General features: G+C 69.7%; 18 protein-coding genes. 5 read left to right on the top strand and 13 right to left on the bottom strand.

Annotated features, from left to right (window positions below; translation table 11 throughout):
* Nucleotides 1-2: 2 nt before the first annotated feature.
* The 7 genes from ACFYRH_RS32190 to ACFYRH_RS32160 are packed head-to-tail and all read right to left on the bottom strand — an operon-like array spanning nucleotide 3 to nucleotide 5,952.
* Nucleotides 3-773: an endonuclease/exonuclease/phosphatase family protein gene (locus ACFYRH_RS32190; protein ID WP_387783194.1), complete on the bottom strand. Its 771-nt coding sequence runs from the start codon at nucleotides 771-773 to the stop codon at nucleotides 3-5.
* Entirely contained in the window at nucleotides 770-1,420 is a 651-nt protein-coding gene (locus tag ACFYRH_RS32185) for a histidine phosphatase family protein (RefSeq protein ID WP_387783192.1), read from the bottom strand. Before ACFYRH_RS32185 ends, ACFYRH_RS32190 begins: the two co-directional genes overlap by 4 nt.
* On the bottom strand, nucleotides 1,417-2,421 hold the full coding sequence (locus ACFYRH_RS32180) for an ABC transporter ATP-binding protein (protein ID WP_387783190.1): 1,005 nt from the start codon (nucleotides 2,419-2,421) through the stop codon (nucleotides 1,417-1,419). The genes ACFYRH_RS32185 and ACFYRH_RS32180 overlap by 4 nt, the downstream gene beginning before the upstream one ends.
* On the bottom strand, nucleotides 2,411-3,397 hold the full coding sequence (locus tag ACFYRH_RS32175) for an ABC transporter ATP-binding protein (protein WP_387783188.1): 987 nt from the start codon (nucleotides 3,395-3,397) through the stop codon (nucleotides 2,411-2,413). Before ACFYRH_RS32175 ends, ACFYRH_RS32180 begins: the two co-directional genes overlap by 11 nt.
* A complete protein-coding gene (locus tag ACFYRH_RS32170) occupies nucleotides 3,397-4,278 on the bottom strand; it encodes an ABC transporter permease (protein ID WP_387783186.1) in 882 nt (293 codons plus the stop codon). Before ACFYRH_RS32170 ends, ACFYRH_RS32175 begins: the two co-directional genes overlap by 1 nt.
* 1 nt (nucleotide 4,279) lies before the next feature.
* Nucleotides 4,280-5,206: a nickel ABC transporter permease gene (nikB, locus tag ACFYRH_RS32165; RefSeq protein ID WP_387783184.1), complete on the bottom strand. Its 927-nt coding sequence runs from the start codon at nucleotides 5,204-5,206 to the stop codon at nucleotides 4,280-4,282.
* Complete coding sequence (locus ACFYRH_RS32160; protein WP_387783182.1) at nucleotides 5,206-5,952, bottom strand: helix-turn-helix domain-containing protein; 747 nt, start codon at nucleotides 5,950-5,952, stop codon at nucleotides 5,206-5,208. Before ACFYRH_RS32160 ends, nikB begins: the two co-directional genes overlap by 1 nt.
* 137 nt (nucleotides 5,953-6,089) lie before the next feature.
* On the opposite strand from ACFYRH_RS32160, the gene ACFYRH_RS32155 reads away from it, so the two are divergent.
* From ACFYRH_RS32155 to ACFYRH_RS32145, 3 genes are read left to right on the top strand one after another with little or no spacing between them, the layout of a single operon-like run.
* The gene (locus ACFYRH_RS32155) at nucleotides 6,090-7,034 is read left to right on the top strand and encodes a DUF6772 family protein (RefSeq protein WP_387783180.1); all 945 of its coding nucleotides are present in this window, start codon (nucleotides 6,090-6,092) and stop codon (nucleotides 7,032-7,034) included.
* Between the two features lie 4 nt (nucleotides 7,035-7,038).
* The gene (locus tag ACFYRH_RS32150; protein WP_387783178.1) at nucleotides 7,039-7,356 is read left to right on the top strand and encodes a hypothetical protein; all 318 of its coding nucleotides are present in this window, start codon (nucleotides 7,039-7,041) and stop codon (nucleotides 7,354-7,356) included.
* 9 nt (nucleotides 7,357-7,365) lie between these two features.
* Entirely contained in the window at nucleotides 7,366-8,454 is a 1,089-nt protein-coding gene (locus tag ACFYRH_RS32145; protein ID WP_387783176.1) for a LacI family DNA-binding transcriptional regulator, read from the top strand.
* Between the two features lie 48 nt (nucleotides 8,455-8,502).
* Here ACFYRH_RS32145 and ACFYRH_RS32140 read toward each other — a convergent pair whose 3' ends face one another.
* The 3 genes from ACFYRH_RS32140 to ACFYRH_RS32130 are packed head-to-tail and all read right to left on the bottom strand — an operon-like array spanning nucleotide 8,503 to nucleotide 12,526.
* A complete protein-coding gene (locus tag ACFYRH_RS32140; RefSeq protein WP_387783174.1) occupies nucleotides 8,503-9,648 on the bottom strand; it encodes a CaiB/BaiF CoA transferase family protein in 1,146 nt (381 codons plus the stop codon).
* A gap of 47 nt (nucleotides 9,649-9,695) precedes the next feature.
* On the bottom strand, nucleotides 9,696-10,706 hold the full coding sequence (locus ACFYRH_RS32135) for an alpha/beta fold hydrolase (RefSeq protein WP_387783172.1): 1,011 nt from the start codon (nucleotides 10,704-10,706) through the stop codon (nucleotides 9,696-9,698).
* Nucleotides 10,703-12,526 carry a hypothetical protein gene (locus ACFYRH_RS32130; RefSeq protein WP_387783170.1) on the bottom strand — a complete coding sequence of 608 codons (1,824 nt, stop codon included), beginning with the start codon at nucleotides 12,524-12,526 and terminating at the stop codon, nucleotides 10,703-10,705. The genes ACFYRH_RS32135 and ACFYRH_RS32130 overlap by 4 nt, the downstream gene beginning before the upstream one ends.
* A gap of 85 nt (nucleotides 12,527-12,611) precedes the next feature.
* Between ACFYRH_RS32130 and ACFYRH_RS32125 the strand changes: the two genes are divergently transcribed.
* Entirely contained in the window at nucleotides 12,612-13,364 is a 753-nt protein-coding gene (locus tag ACFYRH_RS32125; protein ID WP_387783168.1) for a MerR family transcriptional regulator, read from the top strand.
* 122 nt (nucleotides 13,365-13,486) lie between these two features.
* Nucleotides 13,487-13,708: a hypothetical protein gene (locus ACFYRH_RS32120; protein WP_387783166.1), complete on the top strand. Its 222-nt coding sequence runs from the start codon at nucleotides 13,487-13,489 to the stop codon at nucleotides 13,706-13,708.
* 56 nt (nucleotides 13,709-13,764) lie between these two features.
* Here ACFYRH_RS32120 and ACFYRH_RS32115 read toward each other — a convergent pair whose 3' ends face one another.
* The 3 genes from ACFYRH_RS32115 to ACFYRH_RS32105 are packed head-to-tail and all read right to left on the bottom strand — an operon-like array spanning nucleotide 13,765 to nucleotide 16,769.
* Nucleotides 13,765-13,953, bottom strand: coding sequence for a hypothetical protein (locus tag ACFYRH_RS32115; RefSeq protein ID WP_387783164.1), 189 nt, complete (start codon nucleotides 13,951-13,953; stop codon nucleotides 13,765-13,767).
* A complete protein-coding gene (locus ACFYRH_RS32110; RefSeq protein ID WP_387783162.1) occupies nucleotides 13,950-15,257 on the bottom strand; it encodes a hypothetical protein in 1,308 nt (435 codons plus the stop codon). Before ACFYRH_RS32110 ends, ACFYRH_RS32115 begins: the two co-directional genes overlap by 4 nt.
* A 57-nt stretch (nucleotides 15,258-15,314) precedes the next feature.
* Nucleotides 15,315-16,769 carry a flavin-containing monooxygenase gene (locus ACFYRH_RS32105; protein WP_387783160.1) on the bottom strand — a complete coding sequence of 485 codons (1,455 nt, stop codon included), beginning with the start codon at nucleotides 16,767-16,769 and terminating at the stop codon, nucleotides 15,315-15,317.
* Nucleotides 16,770-16,802 lie beyond the last annotated feature (33 nt).

Below are 16,802 nucleotides of genomic sequence, written 5' to 3'. Positions count from 1 at the left end.
CCTCAGGGGTGCTGCAGGGTGTAGGTGGCGACGACCGGGTAGTGGTCGGAGGGTGCGCGGCCGTCGTGGAAGAAGTCGACGACCTCGCTGGACCGGGCGGCGAGCGGGCCGCGGCCGAAGATCCAGTCGATCGCCTTGGGGGGCGAGGCGAGCGGTGACAACCGGGTGCCGATCGGGCCGGTGGCCACCGTCGGCACGACCGGGTGGGTCACCGGGGAGTGCCGGCCGAGGGCGGTGAAGCTGTCCAGGAACCCGGCGTTGCCGAGCTCCCACTGCGGTGGTCCGATGTCGTTGATGTCGACGGTGAACAGGCAGGCGTGCGCGCCGGCCAGGCGTTCGAGCGCCTCGCCGATCGCACGCGCCTGCGCGATCCGGCGGTTGACGTGGTCGGCCCGCTCGTCCGGGTGGCCGGGCCAGGTGAGGTGCGCCGTACTGAAGAGCAGTTCGGTGCCGTCCGGGGTGCGGAGCCGGACCCAGAAGAGCCGGGCGTCGGGCGACAGGATGCCGACGTCCTCGGCGCCGTGCTCCAGGTAGCCGAACAGGTCGCGCCGCCACCAGAGGTTGCTCTGGGTCTCCCAGCCGGCCGTCCCGTCGACGCGGTCGTGCTCGGGAAGGGCGTCGTCGAGGAGCTTGCGGGTGACGGGCCGGAGTTCCTGTACGGCGAGCAGGTCAGGCGGCCGCGTCGTGAACAGACTGGTGAGTGCGTCCCGGCGCTGGTCGAGGTGGAAGTCGGCCCACAGGTTGTAGGTCATCGCGACAAAGGTGAAGGTCATCGGTCCGTCCCGGTCGGTACGTTGTACGCCGCGAGTCCGTCGAGGCGCAGCGTGGTGAGCGAGCAGTTCAGCGGCGGATCCAGCGCCATCTCGGCCCCCGCCGGCAGCCCGAGCGCCGCCGCAGCCGCCACTCGAATCGGCCCGCCGTGCGTTACGACAAGCACCCGCCGAACGCTCCGGCCGACCCTCGCCCCCGCGTCCGCATCCACCCCGCCCCCGGCGCCGGTTTCATGCCCGGCAAGCTCACTTACCGCCTCCCACACCCTGGTGCGGAGTTGTGCGAACGTCTCCCCGCCCCCGCGGGCGAGGTCTTCGCCTCGGGCGAAGGCGTCGACGACCTCCGGCTCGTCGGCGTACACCTCGGTGAAGGTCCGGCCGCCCCACGTCCCGACGTCGATCTCCCGCCAGCGTCGATCGACGCGGACCAACGGCTGGTCGAGCGTGTCGAGGTACGGCTGCAACGTCTCGGTCACGCGCTGGAGATCACTGGCAACGATCGCGTCGAACGAGTACGACCGCAGATAGTCCGCCGCCTGTTTCGCTTGTTGCCGTCCACGAGCGCTGAGGCCCGTACCCTGCTGGCCTTGGTACCGGTGTTCGGCGTTCCACACGGACTCGCCGTGCCGGAGGAGGACGAGTTCGGTCATCGGGCGGCTCCTGCGAGCTCGGTGGCGAAGTGGCACGCGGCGGGGTGCGACTCGAGGCGGGTCGTCAGCTCGGGAACGTCGTGCGCACAGCGGTCTTCCGCCTTCCAGCACCGCGTGCGGAAGCGGCACCCCGACGGTGGATCCGCCGGAGACGGGACGTCGCCGCCGATGATGATCTGCTCACGGGCCGGCTTGTCCCAGGGCTTCGGGTCCGGCACCGCCGACAGCAACGCCTGCGTGTACGGGTGCAGCGGGCGCGTGAACAGCTCGTCCTGCGACGCCGTCTCCACCACGCGCCCGAGGTACATCACCGCCACCCGGTCCGAGATGTGCCGGACGACGGACAGGTCGTGCGCGATGAACAGGTACGCGAGCCCGAGGTCGCGCCGCAGGTCGTCGAGCAGGTTCAGTACCTGCGCCTGCACCGATACATCCAGCGCGGACACGGCCTCGTCGCAGATCACCAGCTTCGGTCGCAGCGCGAGCGCTCGCGCGATCCCGATCCGCTGCCGCTGCCCACCGGAGAACTGGTGCGGATAACGCTGCGCGTGGTCGGGGTTGAGCCCGACCCGCTCGAGCAGTTCCCGGACCTCGACGCGATGCCGGTTCCGGGGTACGACGTCGGTGTGGATCAGCCACGCCTCGGCGATGATCTGCTCGACGGTCGCCCGCGGGTTCAGCGACGCGTAGGGGTCCTGGAAGATCATCTGCAGCTGCCGGCGGACCCGCCGCATGGAGGCCTTGGGCAACGAGGTGAGCTCCTCGCCGTCGAAGACGATGCTCCCCGACCGCGCCTTCTCCAGCCCGATGATGGTCCGCGCGACGGTCGACTTCCCGGAGCCCGACTCCCCCACCAGGCCGAGCGTCCCGCCGGCCGGGATGTCGAACGAGACCCCCGCCACGGCCTGGATCTGACCGACCGTACGCCGCAACACCGACGACCGCATCGGGAACGAGGTGTGCAGGTCCCGTACCGACAGCAGCGGAGACTCAGTGGACATCGGCGAGGGCTCCTTCCGGGTGGTGACAGGCGGCGAGGTGGGTCGCGGGCCGGTCGGCGAGCTGCCGCAGGGCGGGTTCCGCTTCGGCGCACAGCGCGTCGGCGTACTGGCAGCGGGGACGGAACGAGCAGCCGGACGGGAGCGCCAGCAGGTCCGGCGGTGATCCCTGGATGGGGACGAGGCGATCGCGGGGACCGTCGAGGGCGGGGACGGAACCCATCAGGCCGGACGTGTACGGGTGCCCGCTGTGCTCGTAGACCTCACGCAGCGGGCCGGTCTCGACGACGCGACCGGCGTACATCAGCACCACCCGGTCGGCGACGTCCGCGACCACGCCGAGGTCGTGGGTGATGAGGACCAGCGACATGCCTTCCTCGGCCTGCAGCCGGGTGAGCAGGTCCATGATCTGCGCCTGCACCGTGACGTCCAGGGCGGTCGTCGGTTCGTCCGCGATCAGCAGCCGGGGCGACAGCGCGAGTGCCATCGCGATCATCACCCGTTGCCGCATCCCGCCGGAGAACTGATGCGGATAGTCGTCCAGCCGCTTCGAGGCGGCCGGGATCCCGACCCGCTGCATCAGCTCCAGCGCGGCCGCCCGGGCCTCCTTCCGCGATGCACCGCGGTGTCTGCGGAACATCTCCCCGATCTGCGCCCCGACCCGGAACACCGGGTTCAGCGAGCTCAACGGGTCCTGGAAGACCATCGCGATCTCGCGGCCGCGCAGGCCCTTCGCCGTACCCGGGGCGAGCAGGTCGCGGTCGTCGTACGTGATCGAGCCGCCGCTCACCCGGCCGGCGGGCTTCGGCACGATGCCCATCACGGCCTGCGCGGTGACACTCTTGCCGCTGCCGGATTCGCCCAGCAGGGCAACGGTTTCACCGGCGCCGACCTCGAACGACGCACCGTCGACCGCGGTCACCACGCCGCCCGATGTGGCGAACTCGACGCGCAGGTCGCGCACGCTCAGCAAAGCCATCACATGCTCCTCAGCCGCGGGTCGTAGCGGTCCCGGAGCGCGTCGCCGAGCACGCCGAGGGAGATCACCAGGAAGGCCAGCGCGATGCCCGGAATCGTCGAGATCCACCAGGCGTCGGCGAGATAGTTCCGGCCGTTCGCGATCGTGACGCCCCAGCTGGGAGTCGAAGCCGGCGTCCCGAGACCGAGGAAGCTCAGCGACGCCTCGGCGAGGATCACGTGCCCGATCTCGACGGTCGCGACGACCAGCACCGGCGCGACGCAGGCCGGTAGCACGCAGCGGGTGATCAACCGCCAGGTGCCGGCGCCGAGCGTCCGCGACGCGTCGACGAACTCTCGCCGCCGGGTCGCCAGCGCCTGACCGCGGGCGACCCGCGCGAAGGTCACCCAGTTCGCGACCGCCAGCACGATCACGACGTTCACCACCGACGGGCCGAGCAGCGCCGCGATGAAGATCGCCAGCAGGATCGACGGGAATGCGAGCTGGATGTCCGCGAGCCGCATCAGAACGCCGTCCAGCCAGCCGCCGAAGTACCCGGCGGCAAGGCCGATCGTCACCCCGATGGTGCCCGCCAGCAGCAGCGTCGCGAGTCCGACCGCGATCGAGATCCTTGCCCCCTGCAACATCTGCGCCAGCAGGTCCTGGCCGACCTGGTCGGTGCCGAAGATCGCGAACGACCCGTCGGACAGCCGGCTGAACGGCGGTTTCAGCCGGTCCGCTGTACGGGTTGCGACCGGGTTGTAGTGGATCAGCCACGGTCCGATCACCGCGGCCACGACGTACACCGCGATCACCGCGAACCCGAAGCGGATCCGCACCGATCCGGCCTTGGTACGGCGGCGCGCGGTCGCCGGGGCCGCTATCGAGAGTTCTGCAGTCACGTCAGTCACCAGCCAGCCGGACCCGCGGGTCCAGGAATCCGTAGAGCAGGTCAACGAGCAGATTGATCACCACGAAGATGGTTGCCACCAGCAAGATCGAGGCCTGGACGACGCCGTAGTCGCGGCGGCCGATCGAGTCGATCAGCAACCGTCCGACGCCCGGCCAGGCGAACACCGTCTCGACGATCACGGTGCCGCCGAGCAGCGCGCCGAACTGCAGCCCGACCACGGTCACGATCGGGATCAGCGCGTTCCGCAACGCGTGCACCAGGACGACGACCCCTTCGCCGAGCCCCTTCGCCCGCGCGGTCTGCACGTAGCCCTCGTGCACGACCTCGAGCAGACCGCTGCGGGTCAGCCGGACCAGGATCGCCAGGAACGGCAGCGCCAGCGTGATCGTCGGCAGCACCAAGTGCGACCACGTCCCCGATCCGGCGCTCGGCAGCACCTTGAGACCGCGTGCGAACACGAGGATCAACACGATGCCGAGCCAGAACGACGGCGTCGACTGGCCCATCAGCGAGAAGACCGAGATCGCCCGATCCACCCAGCTGTGCGCCCGCAGCGCGGCGATCACCCCGAGCGGCAGACCGATCAGCAACGACAGCAGCAACGCGGTCGTCGCCAGCTGGATCGTGGCCGGAACCCGTTGCAGCACCAGCGTCATCGAGTCCGCGTTCAACCGGAACGACTGCCCGAAGTCCAGGTGCACGACGTTCGCCAGGTACGTCGCGTACTGCTGGATCAGCGAATGGTCGAGACCGAGCTGCGCCCGCAACGCGGCCACCTGCGCCTGGTCCGCGTCGGGCCCGAGCATGATGTACGCCGGGTCGCCGGGCACGAGTCGCAGTACGACGAAGATGATCGTGACGGCGCCCCACAGGACGAACAGCGAGAAGAACAGTCGCCGGACGACGTACGCCGCCATCAGACGCCGCTCCGCAGTACGGAGACCACGCGGCGGAGTTCGTCGACGGAGCCCGGCTGGATCAGCTCGGCGCCCAGAGCGCCCGCGCAGGAGCCGTCGTTGGCCCGCACCGGCACCGCGACCATCCGCGGCAGCGAAGCCACCGGTCGCGCGTTGTGCGCGAAGCCGGACACCCGGATCCGCTGCAAGGCGTCGAGCAGATCAGGCGTTCCCGTCACCTGGTCGACCGGCAGAGCGGAGAGGTAGGCGCGACCGAGCGCGCTGCGCCGCAGCGAGACCGCATGACCCGGCTGAACCGGTGAGCGGCCGGCAACGCTGCTGGCGGCCGGCCCAGAACCGCTCACCGCTGCACCACCCCGCGGCGGTAGCGCGTCGAGCGCGTAGTCGGCACTCGCACGTGCACCGCCGCCTGCCACGTCGGCGACTTGGAGGACCAGGCCGGCGCTCTTCGGCAGCGGCTTCGCGAGTACGACCAGGCGACCGAGGCGGGCGCCGAGCTCTGCCAGCGAGTGCTCCGGCGACGCCTGACGTGCTGTTGCCTGCCGCAGCGCGGCCAGACCGTCCTTCGCGGTGTAGCGGTGGTCGTCGACCTGCGCGGCCAGGCCGTGCGCGCAGAAGGTCGCCAGGATGCGATGCACGGTGCTCTTGTGCAGACCGACGGTGCCGGCGAGTTCGGTGACGCCGTACGGGCGATCCTCGCGGTTCAGCTCGGCGAGCACGGTGAGGGCGCGGCTCAACGACTGCATGCTGCCTCGATTCCGTGAACGTTAACGGTAGCGTTAATGCACCGTAGAAGTGTGTGATTTACGTGTCAATAGACCGCCGTTGCAGGGGGCGGAACAGTCGATTGACGGTCATTTCCCGTGAACGTTAACTTCACCCAATGACGACCTCCGACGTCCGGGCCGCCTTACTGTCCGCCGATCCGAAGCTGTCCAAGTTCTCGCCGTTGCCGCGCATCCTGGCGTTCGACGAGTTCGACAGCGGGACGCACGGCTGGACCGAGCTGCTCGGCAACTACAACGGCCGCGGCGACCTCAGCACGGTCGACGACCACATGCGCGACTTCCGGCCGCCCCAGCTGTCGGCCTGCAACTTCTTCGACATCGGTACCCACGGAGCCCTCAGCGGCACGTACGCGTTGAAGCTCGCGACCCGCCCGTACAAGGGCCACACCGCGGTCGCGATCCGCCGGCTCACGATGAGCGGCCGCGGCCTCGTGCAACTGGAGACGTACTTCGCGTTCAAGTCCGAGGCAACCCTCGGCGGCGGCGCGGAACTGGACAACTTCGGCGACGTGCAGTGGGACGGCAACACCCACCCGTCGGAGGCCCAGTTCGGCGCGTTCACGGTTGCCACCGACCTGTGCGGCGACGGCGGGCTGCGCTACCACACTGTCGCGCGCTACCAGAACACGGACCTGGACAACCACTTCACCCGGCAGTGGATGGCGCCGACCGTCCCCGAGCCGACCCCGCGCGAGCACTTCGAGGGCAAGGTGAAACTGGAGTACGCCGCCGACTTCACCGCGCCGAACCCGGAGGACTGGCAGCCGTTCGGCGAGCCGCAGGAGCTCTGCTACAACGAAGTACCGACCAAGGTGAACTGGCACTACCTGCGCTGGCTGATCGACACCGAGAAGCGACAGAACGTCGAACTGCAGGTCAACGACCGCGTGATGGACATGCGCGACGTCCCGGTTCCGCCGTACGAGGAACGCTACGAGACGCTCGAGAACCTGCTGAACTTCTACTTCTCGGTGCGCACCCACAGCTCGGTGCGGAACTTCCTCTTCCTCGACTCCGTCCTCATCTCGGTTGATTGGTAGGCCCATGCGACAGTCCATGACGGCGGTGCTGGAACGCGACACCACCTTCGACACCCGGTTCGCCACCGAGCCGTACGAGGTCGCCTGGGCGAGTGAGGCACGCTGGTTCGTGCAGCACGTCGGCGGCGACGGTACGGCGACGTACGTGACCCAGGTGTCGCCCGACGGCCTCACCTGGTGCGATCTGGACGACACCGAGCACGTGGTCGAACCAGGCAAGCTGGTCAGCTGGCCGGCCAGCGGGTTCGGCCACTGGCTGCGGCTGCGCGCTAAGGTCGAGGGCTCGGTCCAGGTACGCATCCACCTGGCTGTGAAGGCATAGGAGAGGACGATGGGCGAGGCACGGCGGCCGACGCTGCGGGACATCGCGTCGGCGCTCGGGCTGTCGGTGAACACCGTGTCGCGCGCGCTCGGCGACAAGGACAGTGTGAGCGCGCGGACGCGGGCCGCCGTACAGGCCGAGGCCGCGCGGATCGGGTACGTCCCGAACACGCTGGCCCGGTCGCTGGTGCTCGGGTCCGCGATGACGCTGGGCCTCGTCATCACCAACCCCTCCAACCCGTTCTACGCACAACTGATCAGCAGCATCGAGCTCCGGGTCCGCGCCCAGGGGTACTCGTTGCTGCTGCTCGTCACCGACGAGAGCGCGGAGAACGAGCAGCGCGCCACCGAGGCGTTGCTGCGCTCCGCGGTCGACGGCGCCGTGGTCGTCCCGGTCCAGGCCGAGTGGGACCACTGGCGCCGTGTCCGGGACGCCGGCATCCCGCTGGTGTTCGTCAACCGTGACGTGCCCGAACTCGACTGCGACATGGTCGGCGTCGACAACGAGCGCGGCGCGTACGAAGCGACCAGCCACCTGATCGCGGGCGGTGCACGCAAGTTGCTGGTACTCGAGGAGGACCTGCCGATCACGACCACGGCGGACCGGGTCATCGGGTTCCGGCGGGCGATGGCCGACGCCGGCCTGCCCGTCTCGGACGACCAGGTGCGCGCGGTGCCGACGAAGCGGTACGACTCCCTCACGCTGCCGTGGCAGCCGGAGGAGGCGTACCGCTTCGCCCAAACCCTGCTGGCCGACGGACACCCCGACGCGATCATCACCGGGAACGACTACTTCGCCCTCGGTCTGCTCCGGCTGCTCGCCGAGCAGGGCCTCGATGTCCCCGGAGACGTCGCGATCACCGGATACGGCGACCACCCGTACGCCGCCTACCTGCAGACACCGCTCACCACGGTCCGGCTCCCCGCGGCCGAGGTCGGCTCGACCGCTGTCGACCTGCTGATGCAGCGGCTGAAGAGCGACGCGAGCGAGCGGCCGCGCAAGACGCTGATCCGCCCGGAGCTGGTGATCCGCGCGTCGACGGGCGGACCGCCAGCACTCACCAAGCGCCGCGAACACTCGCGTTCGGCTCCCGGCTGAGCGTGGGCTCGGCGGCTTCTCGGTGGTTGGTGAGTGGTGCAGACCCGCCTACTCGTCCAGCCAGCGACGCACCGACACGTTGTGCTCGCCGAGGCGGGGCGGCGGGAGGTTCGTCTCGCGAGCGCCGGCGTACGGGTTGTCGTCGAAGCGGAGTGGCGGCCCCGGGAGCTGGATGGTGCCGAGCGTCGGGTGGTCGACGTCGATCAGCAGACCCTGCGAGAGCGTCTGCTCCCACTCGTAGACCTGCTGGAAATCGCGGACCTTCCCGGCCGGGATGCCCTTCTGCGCAAGGCGTTCCAGCCACGCGTCCGCCGACTCGGCCGCGAACGCGGTCTCGATCGCCGCGGTCAGCTCGTCCCGCCGGGCGACGCGCTCGGAGTTCACCGCGAACCGCTCGTCGTCCGGGTCGAGCCCGACGATCGGCGCGAACAGCCGCCAGAGGCCTTCGCTCCCGACCGCCACCTGCACGATGTCGTCCCGCGTGCGATAGAGCCCGTACGGCGCGATCTGCGCATGGTGATTGCCGACTCGCTCGGGGAGCTGGTGCGCGACCGTCCACTTCGTCCCGTGGAAGGCGTGCACGCCGACGACCGCGGCGAGCAGGCTGGTCCGCACGACGCGGCCCTTGCCGGTGACGGCTCGTTCGTGCAGCGCGGCGAGGGCGCCGTACGCGCCGTACATGCCGGCCAGCAGGTCCGCGATCGGGGCGCCGACCTTGGTCGGTTCGGTCTCGCCGGTGATGCTCATCAGACCGCCTTCGCCCTGCGCGATCTGGTCGTACCCGGCGCGGCCGCCCTCGGGGCCGTCGTGGCCGAAGCCGGTGATCGAGAGGATCACCAGGCCCGGGTTCAGCTCGTGCAGCCGCTCGGTCGAGAACCCGAGCCGGTCGAGCACGCCCGGCCGGAAGTTCTCGATCAGCAGGTCGGCCTTGCGGACGAGCTTGGTGAGGAACTCCTTGCCCTCGTCCGACTTGAGGTCGGCGGTCACCGACTCCTTGTTCCGGTTCGCCGACAGGTAGTACGTCGCCTCGCCGTCGACGAACGGCGGACCCCAGCCGCGGCTGTCGTCGCCACCGTTCGGCGTCTCGACCTTGATCACCCGCGCGCCGAGATCCCCCAGCATCATCGCCGCATGCGGCCCGGCCAACGCCCGCGTCAGATCGACGACGACCACATCGGAGAGAAGATTCTGCACACCCGCGAGCCTAGGCCAGGAATCCGCCGCCGGCCGTGACGCGCTTCTCAGTCGCGGATCTTGCGGACCAGGGAGGCCAGGCGGTGGGTGACGTCGCGGGGGCGTTCCTGCATGAGCATGTGGCCCGCGCCGGGATAGATCCAGAGGCGCGCCGTCGGGAGCTGGGCGGCCATCCGGTTGGCGTGGCGGGGCGGTAGCAGGCGGTCGCGGGTGCCGTGCATGATCTCGACCGGGAGCTGGTCGAGGACCTTCAGTGCGTGACCGCGGTCGTGCTCGAGCATCGTCTCGAAGAACCCGCCGTACGACAGGCCCGGGACGACCGCGAGATCTTGCAGGAACAGGTCGACCTCGGCGGGGTCCGCCTTCTTCCCGAACACCACCTGCCGCAACGCCGGTCGCTGCAGGTTCGCCGCGAGCACGGCCGCCCGCCGAGCAGCACCCGCAACCCGCGAAGACCTCGCACCCGCTTCCGCCTGCTCGCGGGCCGCCTCGTCTGCCCGTGCCTCGATACGGCGGGCGATCGCATCGGCACGGCGGTCTGCTCGGGTGCCTACCAGGTTGAGGACGCGCGGTGCGATCCGGGACGCGGCCGGGTCGAACCGTTTGGGGATGCCCAGTGCACCCTCGGTGAGATGCCCCGACGTCGTGCTGACCAGGGCCGCCGCCCGGATCCGGGACCCGAACAGCTTCGGGTACTGATCCGCGGCCGCCATCAGCGTCATTCCGCCCATCGAGTGCCCGGCGTACACCACCGGCCCGTCGCCGACGACGGTGTCCATCACGGTGACGAGGTCGTCGGCCAACTGATCGAGCCGCGTCGACCCCGCGGGCGCGGCGTCGGACCGCCCGTGACCCCGGTGGTCGTAGGTGACGATCCGTACGCCGTCCCCCATAATCTCCGGCAGGTTCTCGACCTGGTTGTGCCAGGACCGGGTGGAGCAGGTCCAGCCGTGCACGAGGAGCACCGTCACGGGGGCGTCGGCGCGGCCGGTGACCTCGACGTTCAGCCGTACTCCGTCCGGCGTCGTGATGCCGGATCGCTCCAACTGGATCGTCACGCGGTCTCCCGTTCCCGTTCGCCGGCGGCCAGGTGGGCCGCCCGTAGCCGCCCGCCGCGGGCACCACGCCCGACCAGCCAGGCGATCCCGATCACCTCGAGCAGCCCGACCACGCCGAGCAGCGCGTAGCCGCCGTTCCACATCCATCGTGGCACGTCGGTCCGCTCCTCGCGACGCAGCACCGTCTGCTCGTTGACGAAGTCGACCGTCTGCCCGTTCGACACCTGCACCGCGGGCTTGGCGATCGCGAGGTCCTCCGGCGCGTACACCCAGGTCGCCACCATGTCCCGCTGCCCCTGGTGCAGCCGGATCATCGACTTCCACTTCCCGTACATCGGCAGCGCGTCCGCCGACCGGTACGTGCCGTCGGCAACCTTCTCCATCGGGTGGTACACCAGCCCGCCGCCCTGCCAGGCCATCGCCTCGAACCACCGCGCGCCGTCGGCCGCGTCCGCGGGCGACAGCGTGATCGTCACGTACGCCGTCGGCTCGGCCCCCGTGGCCGCCCTTTCCAACGTCACGACCCCCGACACGCCCGGATCCGCGGACCGCGGTACGCAGAAGAACACGGTCGCGGCGACCGCGACCAGGCCGGCCGCGCCGAGCTGATGGGTACGCCGGACCGCGACCGGCCGGATGTGCTTGATCCCGACCGCCCGTTCCTCGCCCGCGACCTCGGCGTACCGGGTCGCCAGCCAGGCCCCGGCGAGACCCGCGCCGATCCCCGCGACCACGCCGTACCCGATCGCGGACGGCAGCGTCGAGGACGGCCACGCGATCGGCATCCAGACGTGACTCCAGGCGTACTCCGCGACGACGCCGACGGTCCCGATCAGCAGACCGGAGACGGCGCCCAGACGGAAGCGGAACTTGTTGCCCAAGGCAAACGCGGTGAGCTCGACCAGGAGCGCCTCGACGACCAGCAACGGGAAGTGCCCGACGATTTCGCCGAGCGGCTCGGCGACGGCCCACGCGATGCCGCCACGGATGATCAGGTACACGGCCAGCGCGGCGAACGTCGACCCCGGACCACGCCGCGCCCGCAGGATGGTGAAGGCCATCGCGGCGCCGAACACGATCAGGATCGGCTGCAGGATCAACGGGAACTGCGGTACGCCGTAGTTGAACTCGGTGCTGAACAGGTCCCACGCGATCAGCAGCGCGCCGACCGAGACGATCTCCTGGAACCGGCGGCGGACGTTGATGCCGATCAACTGCTCCACCTCGGCCAGCGCGAGCAGCCGGGCGAAGATCGAGAAGACCACGCCGCCGATCATCAACAGGTGGGTCGGGCCCCACAGCGTGACGTCCTCACCGAACAACCGGTGCCAGACGTCGTCGAGCGGGAACCCGACGAGCGCGAACGTCCCGCAGACGGTCACGAGCGCCGCACTGCACGGGATCCGCCAGCCCTTGGTGAGCTTGATCGTCCTGGCCGGCAGCGGTTTGCCGGCCAGCGCGATCGGCAGGACGCCGGACACGATCACGCCGAGGATGCCGAAGAAGATCGGGTAGTGCGCCGGCGTCCCGAACGGGCCGGTGTCGCGGCCGCGGTCGATGTGCACCGCGATGTCCCACCAGACGCCGAACGCGCAGGCGAGCAGCGAGACCGCGTGCAGGTACGGCGTCAGCGCGGCCCACCGGGGCACTCCGTCGAGTCGCCCGATGAAAGCCGCGAACCGTCCGACGAGCGTGACGCGGCCGGTGCGTTCGCGCCACAGCAGGACCGCGAGGGAGAGGTACAGCAGCGACACGACGCCGGTGACGATGGCGATCTGGTCGAAGCTCGCCGTACCGGTGGTCGCCAGCGGGATCGCCATGGACAGTCTCCTTCAGGACATGAGGCATGCGCCATGGAGCATGTTACATCTACTATGTAACGTGGAGTCTGCAAGACTGTCAAGGGTGGAACGGAACGCGGACGAGGAGCTCACCGTCGACCAGCTCGCCGCCAAGGTGGGCATGACGGTCCGGAACGTGCGTGCCTACGCCGGGCGCGGGCTGATCCCGCCGCCGCGGCTGGTCGGCAGGACCGGGTACTACGGTCACGACCACATCGCCCGGCTGACCCTGGTCCGGGAGCTGCTCGACAAGGGCTACACGCTGGCCGCGGTCGAGCGGATGATGGGCGAGCTGCCCGACGGAGCGATGGCGCTCGGGGTCTTCGAGACGCTGGTGAACCCGTGGACCCCGGCGGAGCCGGAGGAGCTCGACGAGTTCCAGTTGGCCGAGCGGGCCGGCGTACCGCACGACCCGGCGGTGATCGCGCAGATCGTCGAGCTCGGGATCGCGGAGCGGCTGGACGACGGCCGGCTGCGGATCCACAACCCGGACCTGCTCCGCACCGGTCTCGAGGTGATCAAGCTCGGCGTCCCGATGCAGGCGATCTTCGAGATGCTCCCGAAGCTGTTCGCGCAGGCCGACGCGGTCGCCAAGATCTACGTCGAGCTGTTCCGCTCGACCGTCTGGCGCGAGTTCACCAACGCGGGCATGCCGGCCGACGGCTGGCCGGAGATCCAGCGCACCCTGGAAGGCATCATCCCGCTCGCCGGCCAGGCCCTCGTCGCGGCCTTCCGCGAGGCAATGGGCCGCGAGATCGAACAGGTCGCCTACGAAGAACTCGGCTTCGACCCCAAAGCCCTCCCCTCAACCGGCTGACCTCCCCCAGGTGGCGTCAGGGATTCGTGGGGAGTGGGATAGGTAATCCTCCGCATGCGTGAACCGGGTTGCGCGCGGGACCGTGTAGCTGGCAGAACGGCCCGCACCGAAAGACCACGATCATGAGACTCCGGCTTCACGTTCACCACACGCGCGGCGGGGGTTGGTGTGCCGACATCGACGACGACAACGATCGGCAGCCCGACGACCCGTACTGGTGTGTCGACGACTGGCCGACGCTGGAGTCCGCTCTGATCGCCGGTTGCGCGCGGCTCGCCGAGCTCGTCAGCGCGCCTGGCATCTCGCGCGTCAGCGGGTACTACGAGCCGGCGCTGGCTGCCTGAGCCAACGGGGCAGGAGGCCCGGCGAACCGCAGGGGGTTTGCCGGGCCTCACTGAGGCTACTGATGATGCGCGCGCCGATCGGACGGCCTGTCCGGGAGATCCCCGAGGTCGGCGTCCCAGTCGTCACCGTCGTCGGGAAGGTTCGACTCGTTCCGGCGGGCGATCCGGATGAACGCGACGATCAGGAAGATCGGACCGAGAACCATCGCCGTCTCCGGGATGCCACCCATGTGCAGCGCGATCACGAGGCCGTCACCAACGCGATCCCGCCGGCCGTGAACGCGACCATCGCCGCGAGCATCGGGTACTGCGCCCGGCGCAGCTGCCGGCGACGGAACAGATCGGCAGCGCGATCGTGCGCGGACACCACCCCGAGTACGTGTCCGAGCACGATCGCACCGATCTGGACCCCCGCGATGAATCCGGTCCCGAGGAACGCATAGTCGATCCGCGTCCCGTCCGTCCCGAGCAGGTCCCAGCCGCGCCCGAACGGGTCGGTCGCGAGCAGCCAGCCCTCCTGCCCCTGGAACATCGCGAACGAGAAGTAGTGTGCGACGGCGTACCCGATCGCGATCGGGACCAGCGAGTGCACGAACGCGCCGGGCAGTCCGGCGTTTCCGAGGGCGCCGGGGCGTACGTCCGCGGTCGTCCGCGCCGCGAGTAGGAAGAGCCCGGTCACGACCGCCACGGCGACCATCAGACCGAGCGTGTAGACGATCAGGTGCTGCGGGCGACTGAGTTCTCCGGTGCGTCGCGTCCAGACGGACCAACGCGAGATGCCGTCGAAGGCCGTTGACCCGAGCAACAAACACAGCAGTCCGACGATGCCGGGCCGCTGCGGTAGTTTCGCCAGGCCGGCCAGCGGATTCCGCAGGACCAGCCGGCCGTTCTCGCGACCGAGCGGGCTGAGGTGCGCGAGCGTTTCGGCGTACACCTCGAAGCTGTCGCCGAGCGCGAACCAGCTCGGGCCGAAGACGATGCCCGCGGCAACATTCGCCACGGCGTACACCATCACGGCGAGCGCGACCGTGCGCGGCTCCGAACCGTCGGGATAGACCAGCTCGAGCCAGACGAACACGGCCAGCCCGCCAACCGCCGGCCAGTACGCGACCCGCTCCGGCAGTCGTCGGTACGTCGTCCGTCGCGCGAGCCTCGCGATCGTGCGGAACGGATTCGCGAGCCGCCAGATCGGGCCGCAGAGCAGCGAGAGCGGGATGATCCCGACCCAGATCCACACGTACAGCCAGGTCGGCGCCGGGTTCCGCGACGGCTCGGGATCACCGAACCACGCGGCCCCCAGCAGCAGCGCGAACGCCACCAGCCCGGCCGCCCGCAGTACGCCGCGCGTCGCCGGGTGATCGACGACGCGGGTCAGGACACCGAGCGGCCGCCCTACGGCCGGTTCGAACCGTGGGCGCGACCAGAACGCGGCGAGCGCGAAGAACGACACCGCGACCGCGGCGCCGGCGGAGTAGATCGCCAGCCACAGCGGCACCGGCAGGTCCCCTCGACCTCCGATCCCGTGCAGCGGCAGCAGCAACTCCGGCACCGCGGCATCCTCCGATCAGCCGGTCTATCCGACCGATCGAATGTAACACGCACGATGTCACATAGCGAGAGTCTGATACTCGCCGGCATCGAAGCGCCGGGTCCGCCGCCGGAACGTGAATGTGAACGACGGCCAGAGGGTGGTGTTGCGGCCCTGCGAGTCGAGGTACCAACTGGTGCAGCCGCCGCGGGTCCAGACCGTGTTCCGCATCGACGACCGGACGCCGTCGACGAACGCGCGCTGGACGTCGCGGCGTACCTCGACCTGCTTCAGGCCCTGGGCGTCCATGGTCTTCAGGGCGTCGATGATGTAGGCGATCTGGGACTCGATCATGAACACCATCGAACTGTGCCCGAGACCGGTGTTCGGGCCGATCAGCATGAAGAAGTTCGGGAAGCCGGCGATCGCCGTCCCGAGGTGCGCCTCCATGCCGTCGGTCCAGGCCTCGCGCAGCGAGACGCCATCGCGGCCGTGCACCATGTCCATCACCGGCAGGTCGGTGACCTTGAAGCCGGTGCCGTAGATGATCGTGTCGACCTCGTGCTTCACGCCGTCGGTGGTGACGATGCCGGTCGGGGTGACCTCGGCGATGCCGTCGGTGACCACCTCGACGTTCGGCCGCGCGACCGCCGGGTAGTAGTCGTCGGAGATCAGCACGCGCTTGCAGCCGAGGGTGAAGTCCGGCGTCAGCTTGGCGCGCAGCAACGGGTCGCGGACCTGGTGCGCGAGGTGCTTCTCGGCGACCTTCTGTGCCTGCTTCATGATCGCCGGCAGCTTGGTGAACCCGAGCACCATCGACTCGCGACCCCAGTAGATCCCGGCCCGGACGGCCTTCTGCACCATCGGGAAACGCCGGTACACCGCCTTCTCGACCGCGGTGATCTTGCGATCCGGCCGCGGCATCACCCACGGCGGCGTCCGCTGGAACAGGTGCAGTTCCTCGACCTCGGGCTGGATCGCCGGCACGAACTGGATCGCGGAGGCGCCGGTGCCGATCACGGCGACCTTGCGGCCACTGAGGTTCAGGTCGTGGTTCCAGCGCGCCGAGTGGAAGACCTCACCCTCGAAGTCGTCGATCCCCGGGAGCTTCGGGTACGACGGCTCGGCCAGCGGACCCATCCCGGACAGGACGATGTCCGCCGTGAACTCGCCTTGGCTCGTGCGGATCCGCCACCGGCCGTCCTCCCAGTTCGCCGACTCGACAGCGTGGCCGAAGCGGATGTGCGGGCGGACCCCGAACGCGTCGGTGACGAGCCGCAGGTAGTCCTCGATCTCGGGCTGCGGCGAGAACGTCGACGACCAGTTCGGGTTCGGGGCGAACGAGAAGGAGTACAGGTGCGAGGGGACGTCACACCGGCAGCCCGGGTAGGTGTTGTCCCGCCAGGTGCCACCGACGTCGTCGGCGCGTTCGAGGACCACGAAGTCGTCGTACCCGGCCTGCTTCAGGCGGACGGCCATGCCGATCCCGGCGAATCCGGTGCCGATCACCACGATCCGGTGCTGCTCGCTCATCCTGGCCTCCTGCTCGGCTGAACTTACTCGTAG

Source organism: Kribbella sp. NPDC004875, from assembly GCF_042873375.1.
Lineage (GTDB): Bacteria > Actinomycetota > Actinomycetes > Propionibacteriales > Kribbellaceae > Kribbella.
This window is presented reverse-complemented; position numbering and strand designations above follow the sequence as displayed.

What these genes read in the sequence shown, in the direction of transcription:
- ACFYRH_RS32155 (WP_387783180.1), top strand. Translation starts at nt 6,090, where the DNA reads ATGACGACCTCCGACGTCCGGGCCGCCTTACTGTCCGCCGATCCGAAG.
- ACFYRH_RS32120 (WP_387783166.1), top strand. Translation starts at nt 13,487, where the DNA reads ATGAGACTCCGGCTTCACGTTCACCACACGCGCGGCGGGGGTTGGTGT.
- ACFYRH_RS32145 (WP_387783176.1), top strand. Translation starts at nt 7,366, where the DNA reads ATGGGCGAGGCACGGCGGCCGACGCTGCGGGACATCGCGTCGGCGCTC.
- ACFYRH_RS32180 (WP_387783190.1), bottom strand. Translation starts at nt 2,421, where the DNA reads ATGTCCACTGAGTCTCCGCTGCTGTCGGTACGGGACCTGCACACCTCG.
- ACFYRH_RS32190 (WP_387783194.1), bottom strand. Translation starts at nt 773, where the DNA reads ATGACCTTCACCTTTGTCGCGATGACCTACAACCTGTGGGCCGACTTC.
- ACFYRH_RS32130 (WP_387783170.1), bottom strand. Translation starts at nt 12,526, where the DNA reads ATGGCGATCCCGCTGGCGACCACCGGTACGGCGAGCTTCGACCAGATC.
- ACFYRH_RS32160 (WP_387783182.1), bottom strand. Translation starts at nt 5,952, where the DNA reads ATGCAGTCGTTGAGCCGCGCCCTCACCGTGCTCGCCGAGCTGAACCGC.
- nikB (WP_387783184.1), bottom strand. Translation starts at nt 5,206, where the DNA reads ATGGCGGCGTACGTCGTCCGGCGACTGTTCTTCTCGCTGTTCGTCCTG.
- ACFYRH_RS32105 (WP_387783160.1), bottom strand. Translation starts at nt 16,769, where the DNA reads ATGAGCGAGCAGCACCGGATCGTGGTGATCGGCACCGGATTCGCCGGG.
- ACFYRH_RS32150 (WP_387783178.1), top strand. Translation starts at nt 7,039, where the DNA reads ATGCGACAGTCCATGACGGCGGTGCTGGAACGCGACACCACCTTCGAC.
- ACFYRH_RS32185 (WP_387783192.1), bottom strand. Translation starts at nt 1,420, where the DNA reads ATGACCGAACTCGTCCTCCTCCGGCACGGCGAGTCCGTGTGGAACGCC.
- ACFYRH_RS32175 (WP_387783188.1), bottom strand. Translation starts at nt 3,397, where the DNA reads ATGGCTTTGCTGAGCGTGCGCGACCTGCGCGTCGAGTTCGCCACATCG.